Here is a 15,124-nt window from a genome sequence, read left to right on the forward strand (position 1 = left end):
TGGAAACTGAGGTAATTTATACTTTGTTTTATAGCATGCCATGCTAGATTAGCATAGGCGGAATATTAGAGCCACGAAGGAGGTTCCCCAATGAATAAAGACCGGCTATACCAAAGCGCGCTGGAATACCATATGCACCCGAACGGCCCCGGGAAAATCACCATCAACCCGACGAAAGCATTGGTGACGGCACGGGATTTGTCTCTGGCCTATTCCCCGGGCGTGGCGGCACCTTGCGAGGAAATCGCGGCAGACCCTGATAAGGCACGTGATTATACTGTGCGCGGCAATCTTGTCGCCGTGGTCACAAACGGGACGGCTGTTCTGGGACTGGGCGATATCGGCCCGCTGGCGGCCAAGCCGGTGATGGAGGGGAAGGCGGTTCTGTTTAAGAAATTCGCGGGGCTGGATTCCATTGATATCGAAATTGACGAAAAAGATGTCGATAAGCTGGTTGATATTATTGCCTCGCTTGAGCCAAGCTTTGGCGGTATCAATCTGGAAGATATCGCGGCGCCTGAATGTTTCGAGGTGGAAAGACGTCTGCGCGAACGCATGAAAATTCCGGTCTTCCATGATGACCAGCACGGCACGGCGATTATCGTCGGCGCGGCCTTTACCAATTGGCTGCATCTGTCGGGGCGCGATATCAATGATGTCAAATTGGTCGCTTCGGGCGCAGGTGCGGCATCACTGGCTTGTCTGAATATTCTTGTCGGTCTGGGGCTGCCGCGGGAAAACGTGTTTGTAACCGATCGTGCCGGCGTTGTTTATAAAGGCCGTAATGAAGGTATGGATGTCTATAAAGCGCCTTATGCACAGGAAACCGATGCCCGAACTCTGGCAGAGGTTATTAAGGGGGCGGATGTGTTCCTCGGCCTGTCGGGGCCGAATGTGATGAACAAATCCATGGTGAAATCCATGAATGACGCACCGTTGATTATGGCGCTGGCCAATCCCGTGCCGGAAATTATGCCGGAGGATGTCCGTGCGGTCAGCCCGGATGCCGTGATCGCGACAGGGCGCTCTGATTATCCGAACCAGGTGAATAATGTGCTGTGTTTCCCTTATATTTTCCGCGGAGCATTGGATGTCGGCGCGACGACGATCAATGAGGAAATGAAACTTGCCTGTGTCAACGCCTTGGCAAGACTGACCCGTGCCGAGGTCGGGGCAGAGGTCGCGCGTGTCTATAATGATGAAACGCTGGAATTCGGCCCTGAATATATTATCCCCAAACCTTTCGATCCGCGTCTGGTGGTCGAGCTGCCGATGGCGGTCGCGCAAGCGGCAATGGATAGCGGCGTGGCGACACGCCCGATCAAAGATTTTGCGGCCTATCGCAACCATTTGCGCGGCTATGTCTTTAAATCCGGCCAGTTAATGAGCCCGGTCTATGCGAAGGCATCGGACAGTCCGAAACGCGTTGTTTTTGCCGAGGGTGAGGAATTCCGTGTGCTGCATGCCACGCAAACGATTGTGGATGACGGTATGGCTTTCCCGATTCTGATCGGACGGGAATCCGTTATTCTTGAACGCATCCGCCGTGCCGGTCTGCGCCTGAAACCGGGTAAGGATTTCGAGCTGATCAATAACGAGTTTGATCCGCGTTATGATGAATATTGGCAGACCTATTACCAATTGCGTGCCCGTAGCGGCATTACGCCGGCCATCGCCAAAACCCATGTGCGGACGCGTGATACGCTGATCGGTGCGCTGATGCTGCACAAGAACGAAGCTGATGCGATGATCTGCGGCACGATCGGGCGTTACAATGCACATTTTGAAAATATCATCCATACCGTCGGGCTGCGCGAGGGTCTTACACATGCCGCGGCGTTGAATGTTCTGATTATGCCGACCGGTACATATTTCATCTGTGACGCCTATGTGAACCCCGATCCGACGGCAGAGGAAATCAGCGAGATGGTGATGCTGGCGGTGGAGCAAATCCGTCATTTCGGGATTACCCCGCGTGTTGCGCTGTTGTCGCATTCCAATTTCGGCAGCCATGATTATCCCTCGGCGCAGAAAATGCGTCTGGCCGCAAAATTGATCCGTGACCAAAACCCCGATTTTGAAGTTGATGGTGAAATGGCGGCGGATACGGCGCTGTCTGAACGTATCCGTGATTTGATCTTCCCGGATTGCGGTTTGACGGAGACGGCGAATTTGCTGGTGATGCCCAATATTGATGCGGCAAATATCTCTTTCAACATGTTGAAAGTGCTGAGCGATGCCGTTGTGATCGGTCCCTTGCTGCTGGGAACAAAAAAACCCGCCCATATTCTGACACCGTCTGTGACGGCGCGCGGTATCGTCAATGCGACGGCTGTGGCGACGGTCGGTGCGCAGAGTCAGGGCAGTATGGTACTGGAAACGCAGAAACCGGCGAAGCCTGCGCGTAAGCGCAAGAAGGCCTAAGGTACGGAAAAGAGCGTCAGCGTGGCCAGATGGTCGCTGCCGATGGCGGGCAGCGCCGTGAATTCCAGTAGCCGGATATCACCTTTATAGAAAACATGGTCAATCGGAATACGCAGCAGATGCGGGATCATCAGATTCTCCGTCTTGAACCGTGTCGGAAGCGGCACATAAACCGGCCATGTCGGGTATAAGCCGCGCCCGTTGCGGGCATTTCGCAATTCTGTTTTGCGCAGAAAGCTTTTATAGGAGGGTGTATACATTGTCATGTTCATATCACCCGCGACAATCACCGGCCCGTCCTGCGCCTGCTGCAGGGATGCGGCAACCCCGTCCATATAGCTGTCACGGTGTTTGAAGCGCATTTTCGAGACCGGCGATAACGGATGCAGCGAGGCAATCAGAATATCCCGGTCGTTGACTGTGATGCGGAACAGGATGGCAGGGTGCGTGTCCGTTGCCGGATACAGGCTTTCCTGCTGTGTAAATTCATAACGTGACAGGACCAGCATGCCGTTACTGCCCGGCTTGGCCTGATCAATCATATAGGGCCAGCCGTCTTTTGCCGCCGTCAATTCTTTTAAGGCATCCCGCCATTCCGGTGTGGCCTCGGCAATTGTGATAAGATCGGGTTTGTATTTATGGATGAAATGCAGCAACACGTCATGTTTCCGGTTGAATTTGAAGACATTGACCTGCATCAGCCTTAGTATCGGCGCATCGGCGTTATCAACCGCCTTTTGCGGACGCGGCATATAAGGGGCAAGCGAGGCGCCGCTTAGCAAAAGCGCAAGAAGGGACACGCCCAGAAACTGCTGCAGAATGCGGTTTTTTCGCCGTGTTTTTTTGCACCATAACAGCGCGGCAACCGAAAATAACAGCAAGGACAGTACAAAATAATAGCTTTGGAAATGTGCAATCAGGTCAAAAAACCAGAGTGACAGCGGCAGAAAAGGAATCAGGCAGGCCAGCAGCAGGAAATAGAGGCTGCCCAGCATGAAACTGCCGCAAAGATTTTTTATTATCCGCATGTTTTATTACGTTTTTTTTCTGATTTTTATATGATTCCATTAAATCTTAAAGGCTTTGAGGAAAACTTACCAATTTTTTCCGGCTGTTTTACTTTTCTTAAGGTTTTTTTGAGATCATATAATCATGGAAAACTGCGCTGTTTCTGTGGTTTTCCGCCTGTCGCAAGGGGGAGAAATGCACAAAATTCTTCAAAAATCATCCTATCTGGGCATTGTTTTCAGCTTATTTCTGCTGACGGCCTGTGTGCATCAGGATGCCCGGACGAACAGCTCCGAATATGCCGCAACGCCCTCTTATCTGGATAACCGTCAAGCCACGCTGACCGGTGCTTATCTGGCGGGACGTTTTGCGCAAAACCAAAGCGACTGGAGCGCGGCCAATTATTACATGAATCAGGTTCTGGGCATGGATGACGGTAATAAAAACCTGCTGCACCGGAGCTTTCTGCTGGCACTTGGCGACGGGGATATGGATCGTGCCCTGCCTTTGGCGCGACAATTGGTTGCAGGCGGTGAAAATGCCGAACTGGCAACGGTTATTCTGGTCGCCGATGCCATGGGGCGCGGCGATGCGCAGGCTGCATGGGGCTATACTGAAATGTTGAATGGCGGCGGCTTTAACGAATATGCCAAGCCGCTGTTTCAGGCATGGGTGCTGGTAATGCAGGAGGATATTCCGGCGGCGCTGGAAAAAGTCACCGCGCAGATTGAAACCTTTAACCGTGATCCGGTGTATCTGTTGCACAGCGCATTAATTGCGGAATATCACGGCGATAAGAAACAGGCGGAAGATTATTATCTGGAGGTTATGGCTGCAGAAGATTACACCGTTTATGCGGCTTTGACGGCGGCCAGCTTTTACGAGCGGGACGGGCGGACGGAAAAAGCCAAGCTGATTTACGGCCAGTTGAATGAAAAACGTAACCCTTACCGCGTCTTGTCACTCTCGCATATGGCGGAGGTTGTCGGGAAATCCGCATCTGACCCGCGTGATGCCGTATCTTTGCTGTTGTTCGAGCTGGCAACATTATTATATGAACGCGAAGCCTATGACAGCGCGCTGATTTACACGCGTCTGGCGGAAGTGCTGACACCGCAGTCTCCTTTTGTGGCGATGATGCTGGGGGATATTGCGCTGCATTACGGCGATTATCATGCGGCGCGTAAATATTATACCGCCGTCGGGGATGAATCGGGCATGATGCGTTTTGCGCGGCTGAAACTGGCGGAAGCGCTGGAGGCGGGCGGGCATCAGGATGAGGCGGTTGCGATTTTGTCGGATGCCGCAGATGAAGAAGAAAGCTATGCCGACAGTCTGATTTATCTGGGCGATATTTACCGCCGGAATGAACAATATGCCGAAGCCGTGCGTGCCTATAGCCGTGCGCTGGGGCGGATCGGCGATGTGAAATCCGAACACTGGTTTGTTGTTTACGCACGCGGCATGTCGCAGGAGCGTCTGAAAAACTGGGATATGGCTGAGCAGGATTTGCTGAAAGCGCTGGATTTGAACCCCGAAAATCCGCTGGTATTAAATTATTTGGGCTATAGCTGGGTCGATCAGGGGCTGCATCTTGAGCGTGCGATGGAAATGATCAAAAAGGCTGTGATGTTGCGCCCGGAAGACGGCTATATCACTGACAGTTACGGCTGGGCGCTGTATCAGACCGGCGCATTGGACGAAGCGGTGAAATGGCTGGAATATTCTGTTGAACGCGTGCCTTATGATGTGACCATTAATGACCATCTCGGTGATGCCTATTGGCGTGTCGGTCGCCGTGTCGAGGCACGTTTCCAGTGGGAACGCGCCTATAATTTGGCAAAAGCCAAGAGCGACAAGGAACGTATTTACCGCAAACTGGAAGCCGGCTTGCCGGGGCAAAATCCGGGAAAACAGCCGAAAACAGTCACGGCGGAACGCGAAGCCATGCTTCACCGCTAAAACAGATACCGCAGGGATGAAGCGATATAAGAAAACGGCCTTTATCAGTAAAGGCCGTTTTGCTGTGATCCGTTTTTTTTAATCTGTTATTCCTGATCGCCCAATTTGCGGCGGTCTGTCCAGAAATAAGCCGGGCGCTTCGGCCCGATGAGCCAGACACGCATGGCGCGTAAAGCAGCCGTAAAGGTCAGGCCTTTGCGCTCCAGCAGCCAGAAGGTAATATTCACCAGAAGAAAGACGGCAATCGTCCATTTCCGCGGAAACAGAACAACCAGCAGCAGAACAAGGCCGGCACGCGCATCAAAACGCCAGAAACGCGGAGTCTTCTGGCTGTTACGCCAGTGCCATGTTTGAATCAGGACGACTTCCGTTTCTTCTTTCGCCATGGGATTACCTTTATGCTTTGCGTTGTTTCAACAGCTTTTAATATTGTAGCAGGCAAGCGTTAAGAAATATTTTAATGCCCGCCACCGCCGGCGCGAAACTCTTCGACCTCTTCGCCGCGGGCGCGGCGCGCATCATCTTCTTCCTGAATTTTTCGCAGACCTTCGGCGCTTTGTACATAGGTCAGCAGGTGACGGCGGTCAATCAAGCCTTCGTCATATGCCTGACGTGCGGAAAACTCCATACTGCGGCCATGTTCGGGAACCATATTCATTAAGCGGCTGGCCCATTCCTCGAAGTTACAGCTCAGCATTTCCTCGCGGATTTCCTCGGTGAATTCCATCCACTCCCTTAAGCCCACACGGCCGCCGCCGATACGCGGTGCCAGCGTTTGCGTCACAATCAGACGCAGGGTTTCCATCAGCGAGTAGGCACGCTCAACCCGCTCGGCAGGTTCAAAGCTTGAAATCATACGACGGACGGTCGCGGCAACGCCGGTGGTGTGAACCGTGGCATAAACGGTGTGACCCGTTTGCCCGGCTTCAATAGCGGCGGAAATGGTTTCACGGTCACGCGCCTCACCAACCAGAATGATTTCCGGCTTCCGGCGCAGGGCGTTCCGGACACCATGAGCAAAACTTTCAAGGTGGCGCGGAATTTCCGACTGCCCGATCAGGCTTCGTTTACTGATAATCGTATCATAGGTGAACTCGATCGGCGCCTCATAGGTCAGCATCTTGCCGCAACCATGCGGACGTTCCAGCATCATGCGGTTTCCGGCGGCCAGCAGCGTTGATTTACCACTACCCGTCGGGCCTGTCACCAGAACAAGCCCCTGACGAGGGTGCCAGGCCTGTTTGATTTCTTCCTCGATACCCAGCTGTTCCATTGTCGGCGGTTCACTCGGCAGGACACGCATTGTGACCTGTGCACCGTCACGGCCGTCAGCCAGAATGGCCGTGATGTTGACACGGAAACGCTGGCGGTTCCAACGGTCGATCATGACTTCATAGGACAAATCGATATCACGGCCACCGGCCAGAAGCGCGAGAGCCTCAACGCCGTAGAGTTTGGTGATAATGGCATTCATATCCGCCGCATCAAGCGGACGGAAGGTTGCAGGGTAAAGCGTGCCGTGAATCTCGTTATAGACGGGACGTGCCGATTGGAAGGTGATATCACTCGAATCTTTCCGGACACACCAGAGAAGAAACGGGTCAACATGATCCTCTTGGAAACGATCCGGTTCTTCCGGATAAGTTTCCTTGATATCATCTTTACCTTTTTTTAGAAGACTTACCGGTCTGCGGGCTGCCATTCTTCATAACCTGTCTTGAACTCGGATTGTCCGGTAATGCGCAGAGCGCGGTCACCGACACGCAATTCATCCTTACCGCCTGTCACACCGCGGTCTTCGTGAAGGGCATAGGGCTCGGAAATCATGCCTTGCGCTACCATCATGCGGTAGCGAACCATCCCGTTGAAATCGGCAACAAGACGTTCAAGATTGCTTTCAAAAATCTGATTGGCCTGCTCTATGCCCGCTTTCCAGCCGCGTTCGAAGGCGGCATCCCATCGTGCAGATTCTTTCGGCGATTGCGGCCAAAGAATTTGCGGCGGCGGTTCGATCTCGACATCCCAATAGGGCTGGATATATTGACGCCAGTTGCGCGGTGCCGTCACAATCTGCGCATTTTTCTGAATATTGTAAATACGGTCAGCCACAGCAGCTTCGATACCGCCTTTGCTGACAATCAGGGCGTTTTCCGCCTCGGATACAATCGGTGCCTCAATCAGCAAACCTGAAGGGGCGCGCATCAAAAGCCGTCTGAAATCGAAGACTTCATCCAGCGATTTTTCATGACCGCTTAATTCCTCGGCGATTTCATGGCTGCGGAACGAGAGCCCGCCGCGCGCGCCGTAAGACAGGGCGGCTTCTTCTTGCGCCTCGGTACGGATATCAAGAGAAACGGTATCATTGACAACGCCGGTAATTTCCATGGCGGCAGCAGGGCTGATGATCGGCGTTGTTGCACGCAATTGATCGCGGCTCAGCGGTGTTCCCGTTTTTTCAGGCGTTTTGGTTAGCGCCTCGGACTGGGCAAGCGCCCGGCGGTCAGCTTCGGTGAGCTCGGGTCTTTTATATTTGGAGCTGCATCCTGTAAGCGCCATAACGGCTGTCAGCGCCAAGGCTGTGCAAATCGAAGTCTTTTTTCTCATATGTGCCATTCTTACAAACTTTCCGCGCTTTCTTTACATTGATTCGTCAAATAACGAGACATAGCTGACTTCAACCGTACGGTTATCCGCATCGACGACAACATCCGCGCGGGTTCCGCCTTGCAGACCCAGATCACGCAAAACATCAATGACCGGTTTTTCAACAACATTCAGCGTCACAACGACCGGAACGGGCGGACGGATGCCGGCAACGTTAAAGTTATATCCGACGCGTTCGGCAAGACGTGCGGTGATTTGCTCGAGAGGACCGACCCAATCAACGGAGATGCTGCGCATCAGTTCGCGCGGCGCATCGGTCACCGGAGAAACATTTGCCAGCGGCGTGCGTGCCTGTTCGACGGCAGCGAGCGTTTCCAGCGCAGCGGATGCGCGGTCAACCGATGATGCCAAACGCAGTGAAACGGCATCAGGCTGCGCAACCAGTTGATGACCGGTTGTCGGTTTAAAAGTGCAGCCCGAAAGCGCAATCATACCTGTCAAAGCCAGTGCCGTATAAAATGGGGTTGTCTTTTTCATCTTTGCCTCGTGTCCCTTAAAGATATTATGAGAAAGTGTGACTTTCCGCGTGAACGTACTTTATTAACAAAACATATTTTATCGTTTATCTCAAGCTGTTTTGCGTTTTCAACAGCCCTTGTCTGTGCATGGCAACAAAAACCTTCTGACGGTAGGGTAAACCATAGCGCGGCGTTTTGGAATGGTAGTGTGCAATTCCCGTATAAAGACTGCCGGCATCGTCACTTTTTTTGCGCAAAATCCATGCGCCGACGGCGACATTGATGCAGCCGTCATCACGAACCCAGCGTTTTGCCGTGGATTGCGGCACCTGCCAGTGCCGCGCCAGTTCCGGCATCCAGATTGTATTGATCTGCATGGGGCCAAGATCATAGGTGCCGTTGCTGTTACGCACCTGTTGTCCGACCTTGCCGCCTTCGACATGCAGGATGCCCACCAATACGGCAGGTGGAACGCCGTAGGTTTGCGAGGCAAGGAATATGCAGGTGGCTAAAGTGTTCGCAAGCACTGTCGCACTCTCTGATAAAGGTTTATGTGTATAGCTTTAATATTATCGGATGAAGTCGGATAATAGCAAGAGCGGATTATCAGGTTTCCCGATCAAAATTTTGATTTTGCTGTCGCTCGGGGACCGGTAAACGCTGAAAGGCGTTGTCCGCAATTTCCATTTCATCCAGATATCGGTATTTGCCGCGACTTTATCGTAAGCGCTTTTATCGGTGATCTTGTCCTCTGACAAAGCGCTCTTGTCGCCGCCGGTATAGCTGCCCCATGCCTTTACGGGGTCGCTGACGGAAAGAAGAGCCGCGCTGGCGGTCTTATTATCGGCGGAGCTTCCGAAAGGCAGGATGCGTAACTGTATTGCGCCGCTGTCAATATGCGGCTTCAGGTCATTCCAATAGGCGATGCAATGCTCGCAGGTCGGATTCATGAATATATATATATAAGGGGCATTCGCATTGCCGACAGGAAACCAATCCGCCTGCTCCACGATACTGTAGAATATTTCGGATTTGCCGGATTTCTTCGTGTCTTGTGCAGGTTTGTCAAATTTTTTGGAAGCGGCTTGCTGCGGAGCGGCGACCGGGGACGGAGCCGCTTTGACAGGGGCGGCAGCTTGTTTCGTGCCCCCGCTTTGTGCTGTGCCGCCGTCATCCGTCAGATTCAGCTTTTCAAGGAGGTTTTGCTGCGCCTCTTGTGTTAACGCCTGATCGGCCAGTTTGTTCCGCAGGGTTTGCGCCTGTTCTTGCGTGACGACCTCTTCCGAAGAGCTCATCAAAAGACCGAAGACAACGCCGCCTTCCGGTGTGGAATAGGCATAGCTTCTGCCGCCGTCAATATCGACGGCCCAGCCGTCCAGCCCGTATTTGTTTCCCAGGAAATGCAGTTTGCCGTTTTTTTGCGCAACGTAATTTGACAACAGTTCCGGCGGCTTTTTCGTTTGCGCCGCGGCGGGTTGCGGCACAAGAATCGACAGGCAGGCTGCAAAAAAGCCGAGTAAAAGATAGTTATACAGGGCAGTTTTTTTTCTGGTCATTGTGCTGTTTCCGTTTTCTTTCGTTAAATGTGACGGCTCAATATTAACATCACTTTGGCGGAGATGACCATCATAAAAACAAAATGCCTGCCGGTTGGTATAAGCCATTTAATTGTAGACAAGCGGCTTTTTTGCGCTAAACTTTACGCCGCTTTCAGCAAATGCCTGAGATTCGGGCGGAAAAGATATTGCGTTATAAGACTGCAGAGGTCGATTCTTTTTTTGAATCTGTTAAATCCGATGTGACGCAATAAAAAGAATGTTTTTTGCCCTTTATAGCAACAAAACCCCAGTTTTTTTGCCGAAAAGACATAAAAATACAAAAAAGTCTTGACCTGAAAGCGGGAGTCTAGTAAATTCCATAACTGTAGAACGAAAAAATTAAACATAATACCCGATAAAAACACAGAAACCAGTTGGAGGTTTAAGAACATGGCGAATAATTTTCACGGCCCTAGATACTTTGTTGACGCTAAGGAGAATATCCAATACGTCATTACTTTTTCCATGGGGCGTCCGGCAGAGATGGTGGCGCTTGATAGCAAGACAGGGATGCCGATTCCGCCGCAGGTCCTGTTCTCCGGCGACAATAAAGACAAATCCTTCACGGCTGTGGATGATGAAACGCTTGAAGTTTTCAGCATTAAAACACAGAACGTTCCCGGTATGGGGCTCGGTATTTCCGTAGAGCCGACCGGTCAGAATGTCGACAAACTGCCCGACCAGCACCCGACAGGTGCGGATGCGGCACGCCGTTTTGACGATACCCGCAAACAACAGGCCGAGCGTCTGAAAGACATGTTCGGCGGCTTGTTCGGCGGCGGCGATAAAGATCCTGATGAAAGCCCGTTCGGCGGTCTCGGCGATCTGTTCGGCAATGGCGAGGACAATGACGATAACTGGACGCCGCCCAAGCGCGAGCCCGTTCAGGATACGACACCCCGCGGTCGCACCAAACCCGGTATTAAAGGCGTTCCCAGCGGCGGCTACAAAGTTTCCGACAGCGCACTTGAAAAAGTTCTGCACAAATTCGGAACGGATCTGACCGAGCAAGCCATGAAAGGCGAGCTGGATCCGGTTGTCGGTCGTGATGAAGAGCTGAGCCAGCTGAAACAGTTCCTGCTGCGTAAAAACAAATCCAGCGTGAACATCCTTGGTGAGGCCGGTACAGGTAAAACCGCGATGTTCGATGCGCTGGCACAGGATATTGTTGCCGGTAAAGCGGAAGAAGAGCTGGCGGATGCCCGCGTTATCTCGCTGGACATCACCGGTATGAACGCAACGGATCAGGCCAAATTCCGCGGCCAGTTCGAGAAAGAGCTGAAAAAAGTTCTGGACGGTCTGGAAGAGCGCGGCGGCTACATCAACGGTCAGAAAGTCATTCTGTGCTTGGACGAGATTCACTCGATCCTCGGCGCGGGTGCTGTTTCCGGTAACGAAGGCGGCGGCGCGGCACAGATCATGAAACCGTTCCTGGCGCGCGGATCGATTACCTGCATTGGTACGACAACGTTGAAAGAACACAAGAAATACATCGAAAAGGACGGCGCATTGAACCGTCGTTTCCAACCGCTGTATCTTGACGAAACCGATACGGATGCCACTTTGTTTATCTTGAGTAAAGTGAACGAGCATTACGGCAAGTATCACGGCATGGACACATTGATGAATGAAGATCAAATGAAGAAAGTCGTCAAAATGACCGACCGCTTCATGCCCGCGCAGTACCAGCCGGATAAGTCGATCGGTGTTCTGGATGATGCGATGGCGATTGCCCGTAAGGAAGGCCGCAAAGGCGTGACGGATGATGATATCATCACGGCTGTTTCCAAAGCGTCGAAACTGGATAAGAAATTCTTGAACCAGGATGACCATCAGCGCTTTATCGCTCTGGAAGAGCAGTTGCCGGAAATCGTTCTCGGACAGGATGAAGCTCTCGAAGCGGTCGGTGATCGCCTGATGTCGGCGCGTGCCGGTCTGACCGATCCGAACCAGCCTTGGGGCGCGTTCCTGTTCCTCGGTCCGACAGGTGTCGGTAAAACGGAAACCTGCTACGCTCTGGGTGAGCTGCTGCATGGTGACCGCGACTCCGTTATCCGGATCGATATGAGCAAATACAGTGAAAAACACGCGATTTCCGGTCTGATCGGTTCGCCTCCGGGCTATGTCGGTCACGAAGATACGGAAGGCGAGTTCGAAAAAGTGCGTGAAAAGCCCTACAGTATCGTCGTCCTTGACGAGGTGGAAAAAGCGCATCCGGATGTCTTTAACGTGCTGCTGCCGATTTTGCAGGACGGTGAGATCGAAGACAGCCGCGGACGCAAGATTTCGTTCAAAAACACGATCATTGTGATGACGAGTAACCTGGGTGCCGGTAAAAGCGGTAAAACCATCGGTCACATCGCCAATAACGATGTCGAGGAAGATCGTAAACTGACTTACATGGCAGCTGCAAAATCGCAGTTCCGTCCCGAGCTGATCAACCGTATCAACATGCTTGGTGGTGTTCAGGTCTTTAACCGTCTGGACAAGCCGGTCATCGACAAACTGGTGAAACGTGAAGTCGAAAAAGTCGGCGCACGTCTGCAAGATGCATCCGGTGGCGGTCTGCAGCTGGAAAACATCACGCTGAAAGTGTCGGATGAAGTCCTCGCGATCCTGGGTGAAAAAGGTAACCAGCCGGAATATGGTGCACGTCCGCTGCAGGCGGAAGTCCAGCGTAACCTGGCACAGCCTCTCGGCCGCTGGTTGATGAAAGGCAAATCCGAATACAACAGTAAAATCGCCGCAGGCGAGGAAGTATCGGACGAGCTGAAAGCAATCTTCGACAAACGCTCGAAAGCTGAAATCTTCATCGATGAAACGGGTAAAACCATGACGCCGAAAATCAAGGTGATCGAACTGGCAAAAGAAGAAGAGCCTGTTCTGGAAACCGTCGGCGCGGATGATGAACCCGCAGTTGAAGAAAAAACCACACCGGCACAGCATGTCGAGAAGAAAGACAAGCCGGATACGGGCAAGATCGACATCCCTGTCAAAAGCAATGACAATGACAAAGCACAGGATGTGCCGATCAAAACAAAACCGCCGCGTATTCGTCCCCGCTCGAATGGTGGGCCGAAGAAATAAACGGAAATAGTAAGAGGTTTCTGCGACAACCGTAACCTATCAACCATCCAACTGGGGTTTAGCAGAAGTTCTTGAGGGGATATGTCCATTGGACATGTCCCCTTATTTCCTGTTCGGGTTCCGGATAGTCTGAGCATATGACTGTTCCGCATAATCCAGCAAAATCTCCTGATCTTCCAGCCATTCGGCAGGCACACGCCAATAAGATGACAGTGTGACATCCTTTCCCTGTTTTTTGTACGAAAACGGGGTGCTGCAGGCCTTTTGGTAAGTCTCTCTTGTGTCGGCCTCCGTGACTTTGAAATACAGCGTATCATCGCTTATTAGCGCAAAAAACACATGGTCTTTATACAGCCCGCAACCGCCGAACATGCGGCGCGATGTTATGCCGTCCAGCGGGGATAACAGGTCCAGAATGTAATCAAGATATTCGGAGGATATCGCCATGCTTTAAGTCTATCCCGCTTGCGGGCGCGGTGCAATCGGGCATGAAAGAGCGGCGAAAAAAAACAAGGAGCCGGAAAATCCGGCTCCTTGCATCAATTCATCGCCTGCGGCGCAAAAGCTTTTAGGCTTCTGCCGCTGCGGCTTCTTCTTCCGTCACTTCTTCTTCAACGACGGCAAGAATGGCTGCTTCGGCCAGAGAGGGCTCATCCGTCTCATCGGTGCTGATGAGGGCTTTGCCACGCTCTTTCTGAATAACGGCTTCTTCTTCCGAACGCGCAATATTCATCGTGATTTCAACCGTCACTTCCGGGTGAAGCGTGATTTTGACAGGATACAGACCCAGCATTTTAAAGCTGCGATCCAGTGTGACCTGTTTGCGGTCGATTGTGATGCCAGCAGCTGTGACAGCGTCGGAAATGTCACGTGTGGTGACGGAACCGTAAAGCTGTCCGCCTTCCGAAGCCTGACGAATAACGGAAACGGTCAACCCGTCCAGTTTTTTCGCGACTTGCTCGGCTTCTTTGCGGCGGTCAAGGCTGTTTGCTTCCAGCTGCTTTTTCTGTGCTTCAAAATAGGTGACATTGTCTTTTGTCGCACGCAAAGCTTTGTTTTGCGGCAGCAGGTAATTACGTGCATATCCGGAGCGGACGGTGACTACATCGCCCATTTGACCGAGATTTTCAACACGTTCTAAAAGAATGATCTGCATTGTTCACTATTTCCTTTCCGTCCAGGATGCCGTGCGCTCGACGACATAAGGCAGCAAAGCAAGGTAACGGGCGCGTTTGATCGCTTGCGACAGACGGCGCTGTTTCTTGCGTGAGATACCGGTGATACGGCTGGGGATCATCTTGCCGCGTTCGGAGATATAACGGCGCAGCATTTTGATGTCCTTGTAATCAATATCCAGCGCATTTTCACCACTGAAAGGGCATTGTTTTTTGCGTTTGAATAACCCGCGGCGAACCGGCAGGCGTGCTTTCTTTTCGTTATCTGCACTCATGCTGCTTCTCCTTTGCGGTCATAATCGCTTTTGCGCATCATAATGGTGGCGTCGGTCGGCATTTCTTCCAGGCTGACAGACATGAAGCGCAGGATATCCTCGCTCAGGCGCATTTGACGTTCCATTTCCGCGACAGCGGCGGGAGCGGCATCAATATGCATCAGAACATAGTGACCTTTGCGGTTTTTGCGGATGCGGTAGGCGAGGGTGCGAAGACCCCATTGCTCGACACGGACGACTTTGCCGCCGTTATCGGCAATAATTTTGCTGTAATCGCTTGTCAGTCCTTCGACCTGCTTTTCAGACAGATCCTGACGAACGATAAACACCGTTTCGTAAAAAGACATGTTTATTTATCCTTCCTATGGTTGATCAAGCATGCAACCCGCGTCCATCGCGGGACATGTGACAGCCGAGACCACGCGGTATCTTTAGATACATCAAAGGGAATCGGCAGGAATCCGGAGCTGCAA

Annotated in this window: 14 protein-coding genes; 3 read left to right on the top strand and 11 right to left on the bottom strand. The window is 52.2% G+C overall.

From position 1 onward, the window contains the following. Positions 1 to 90 precede the first annotated feature (90 nt). A complete protein-coding gene (locus HND56_03210) occupies positions 91 to 2,424 on the top strand; it encodes an NADP-dependent malic enzyme (protein QKK04755.1) in 2,334 nt (777 codons plus the stop codon). Here HND56_03210 and HND56_03215 read toward each other — a convergent pair. Then, positions 2,421 to 3,452, bottom strand: coding sequence for an endonuclease/exonuclease/phosphatase family protein (locus tag HND56_03215; GenBank protein QKK04756.1), 1,032 nt, complete (start codon positions 3,450 to 3,452; stop codon positions 2,421 to 2,423). The two genes, HND56_03210 and HND56_03215, sit on opposite strands and share 4 nt — an antisense overlap. 175 nt (positions 3,453 to 3,627) lie before the next feature. On the opposite strand from HND56_03215, the gene HND56_03220 reads away from it, so the two are divergent. Then, positions 3,628 to 5,394, top strand: a complete 1,767-nt coding sequence (locus HND56_03220) for a tetratricopeptide repeat protein (GenBank protein QKK04757.1) — start codon at positions 3,628 to 3,630, stop codon at positions 5,392 to 5,394. Positions 5,395 to 5,480: 86 nt separating this feature from the next. Here the strand turns inward: HND56_03220 and HND56_03225 are convergent, their stop codons facing one another. The 6 genes from HND56_03225 to HND56_03250 all read right to left on the bottom strand — a co-directional run bounded on the left by HND56_03225 (position 5,481) and on the right by HND56_03250 (position 10,072). Further along, positions 5,481 to 5,780, bottom strand: a complete 300-nt coding sequence (locus HND56_03225; GenBank protein ID QKK04758.1) for a type IV secretion protein IcmT — start codon at positions 5,778 to 5,780, stop codon at positions 5,481 to 5,483. A 71-nt stretch (positions 5,781 to 5,851) separates the two neighbouring features. Further along, complete coding sequence (gene tadA / locus HND56_03230; GenBank protein ID QKK04759.1) at positions 5,852 to 7,096, bottom strand: Flp pilus assembly complex ATPase component TadA; 1,245 nt, start codon at positions 7,094 to 7,096, stop codon at positions 5,852 to 5,854. Then, a complete protein-coding gene (locus tag HND56_03235) occupies positions 7,075 to 7,998 on the bottom strand; it encodes a type IV secretory system conjugative DNA transfer family protein (GenBank protein ID QKK04760.1) in 924 nt (307 codons plus the stop codon). Before HND56_03235 ends, tadA begins: the two co-directional genes overlap by 22 nt. 33 nt (positions 7,999 to 8,031) lie before the next feature. Continuing rightward, positions 8,032 to 8,535, bottom strand: coding sequence for a DotD/TraH family lipoprotein (locus HND56_03240; GenBank protein QKK04761.1), 504 nt, complete (start codon positions 8,533 to 8,535; stop codon positions 8,032 to 8,034). Between the two features lie 85 nt (positions 8,536 to 8,620). Beyond that, positions 8,621 to 9,043 carry a lytic transglycosylase domain-containing protein gene (locus HND56_03245; GenBank protein QKK04762.1) on the bottom strand — a complete coding sequence of 141 codons (423 nt, stop codon included), beginning with the start codon at positions 9,041 to 9,043 and terminating at the stop codon, positions 8,621 to 8,623. A gap of 42 nt (positions 9,044 to 9,085) precedes the next feature. Then, complete coding sequence (locus HND56_03250; GenBank protein ID QKK04763.1) at positions 9,086 to 10,072, bottom strand: hypothetical protein; 987 nt, start codon at positions 10,070 to 10,072, stop codon at positions 9,086 to 9,088. Positions 10,073 to 10,504: 432 nt separating this feature from the next. On the opposite strand from HND56_03250, the gene HND56_03255 reads away from it, so the two are divergent. Next, on the top strand, positions 10,505 to 13,201 hold the full coding sequence (locus HND56_03255) for an ATP-dependent Clp protease ATP-binding subunit (GenBank protein QKK04764.1): 2,697 nt from the start codon (positions 10,505 to 10,507) through the stop codon (positions 13,199 to 13,201). 102 nt (positions 13,202 to 13,303) lie between these two features. Here HND56_03255 and HND56_03260 read toward each other — a convergent pair whose 3' ends face one another. From HND56_03260 to rpsF, 4 genes are all read right to left on the bottom strand, one after another. Next, positions 13,304 to 13,648 (bottom strand): TfoX/Sxy family protein, encoded by a 345-nt coding sequence (locus HND56_03260; protein ID QKK04765.1) that lies wholly within the window; start codon positions 13,646 to 13,648, stop codon positions 13,304 to 13,306. 121 nt (positions 13,649 to 13,769) lie between these two features. Continuing rightward, positions 13,770 to 14,357 carry a 50S ribosomal protein L9 gene (rplI, locus tag HND56_03265; GenBank protein ID QKK04766.1) on the bottom strand — a complete coding sequence of 196 codons (588 nt, stop codon included), beginning with the start codon at positions 14,355 to 14,357 and terminating at the stop codon, positions 13,770 to 13,772. A gap of 6 nt (positions 14,358 to 14,363) precedes the next feature. Then, on the bottom strand, positions 14,364 to 14,651 hold the full coding sequence (locus tag HND56_03270; GenBank protein ID QKK04767.1) for a 30S ribosomal protein S18: 288 nt from the start codon (positions 14,649 to 14,651) through the stop codon (positions 14,364 to 14,366). Continuing rightward, positions 14,648 to 14,998 (bottom strand): 30S ribosomal protein S6, encoded by a 351-nt coding sequence (gene rpsF / locus HND56_03275; GenBank protein ID QKK04768.1) that lies wholly within the window; start codon positions 14,996 to 14,998, stop codon positions 14,648 to 14,650. The genes HND56_03270 and rpsF overlap by 4 nt, the downstream gene beginning before the upstream one ends. Positions 14,999 to 15,124: the final 126 nt, after the last annotated feature.

This window comes from Pseudomonadota bacterium (assembly GCA_013285465.1).
GTDB lineage: Bacteria > Pseudomonadota > Alphaproteobacteria > Micavibrionales > CSBR16-224 > CSBR16-224.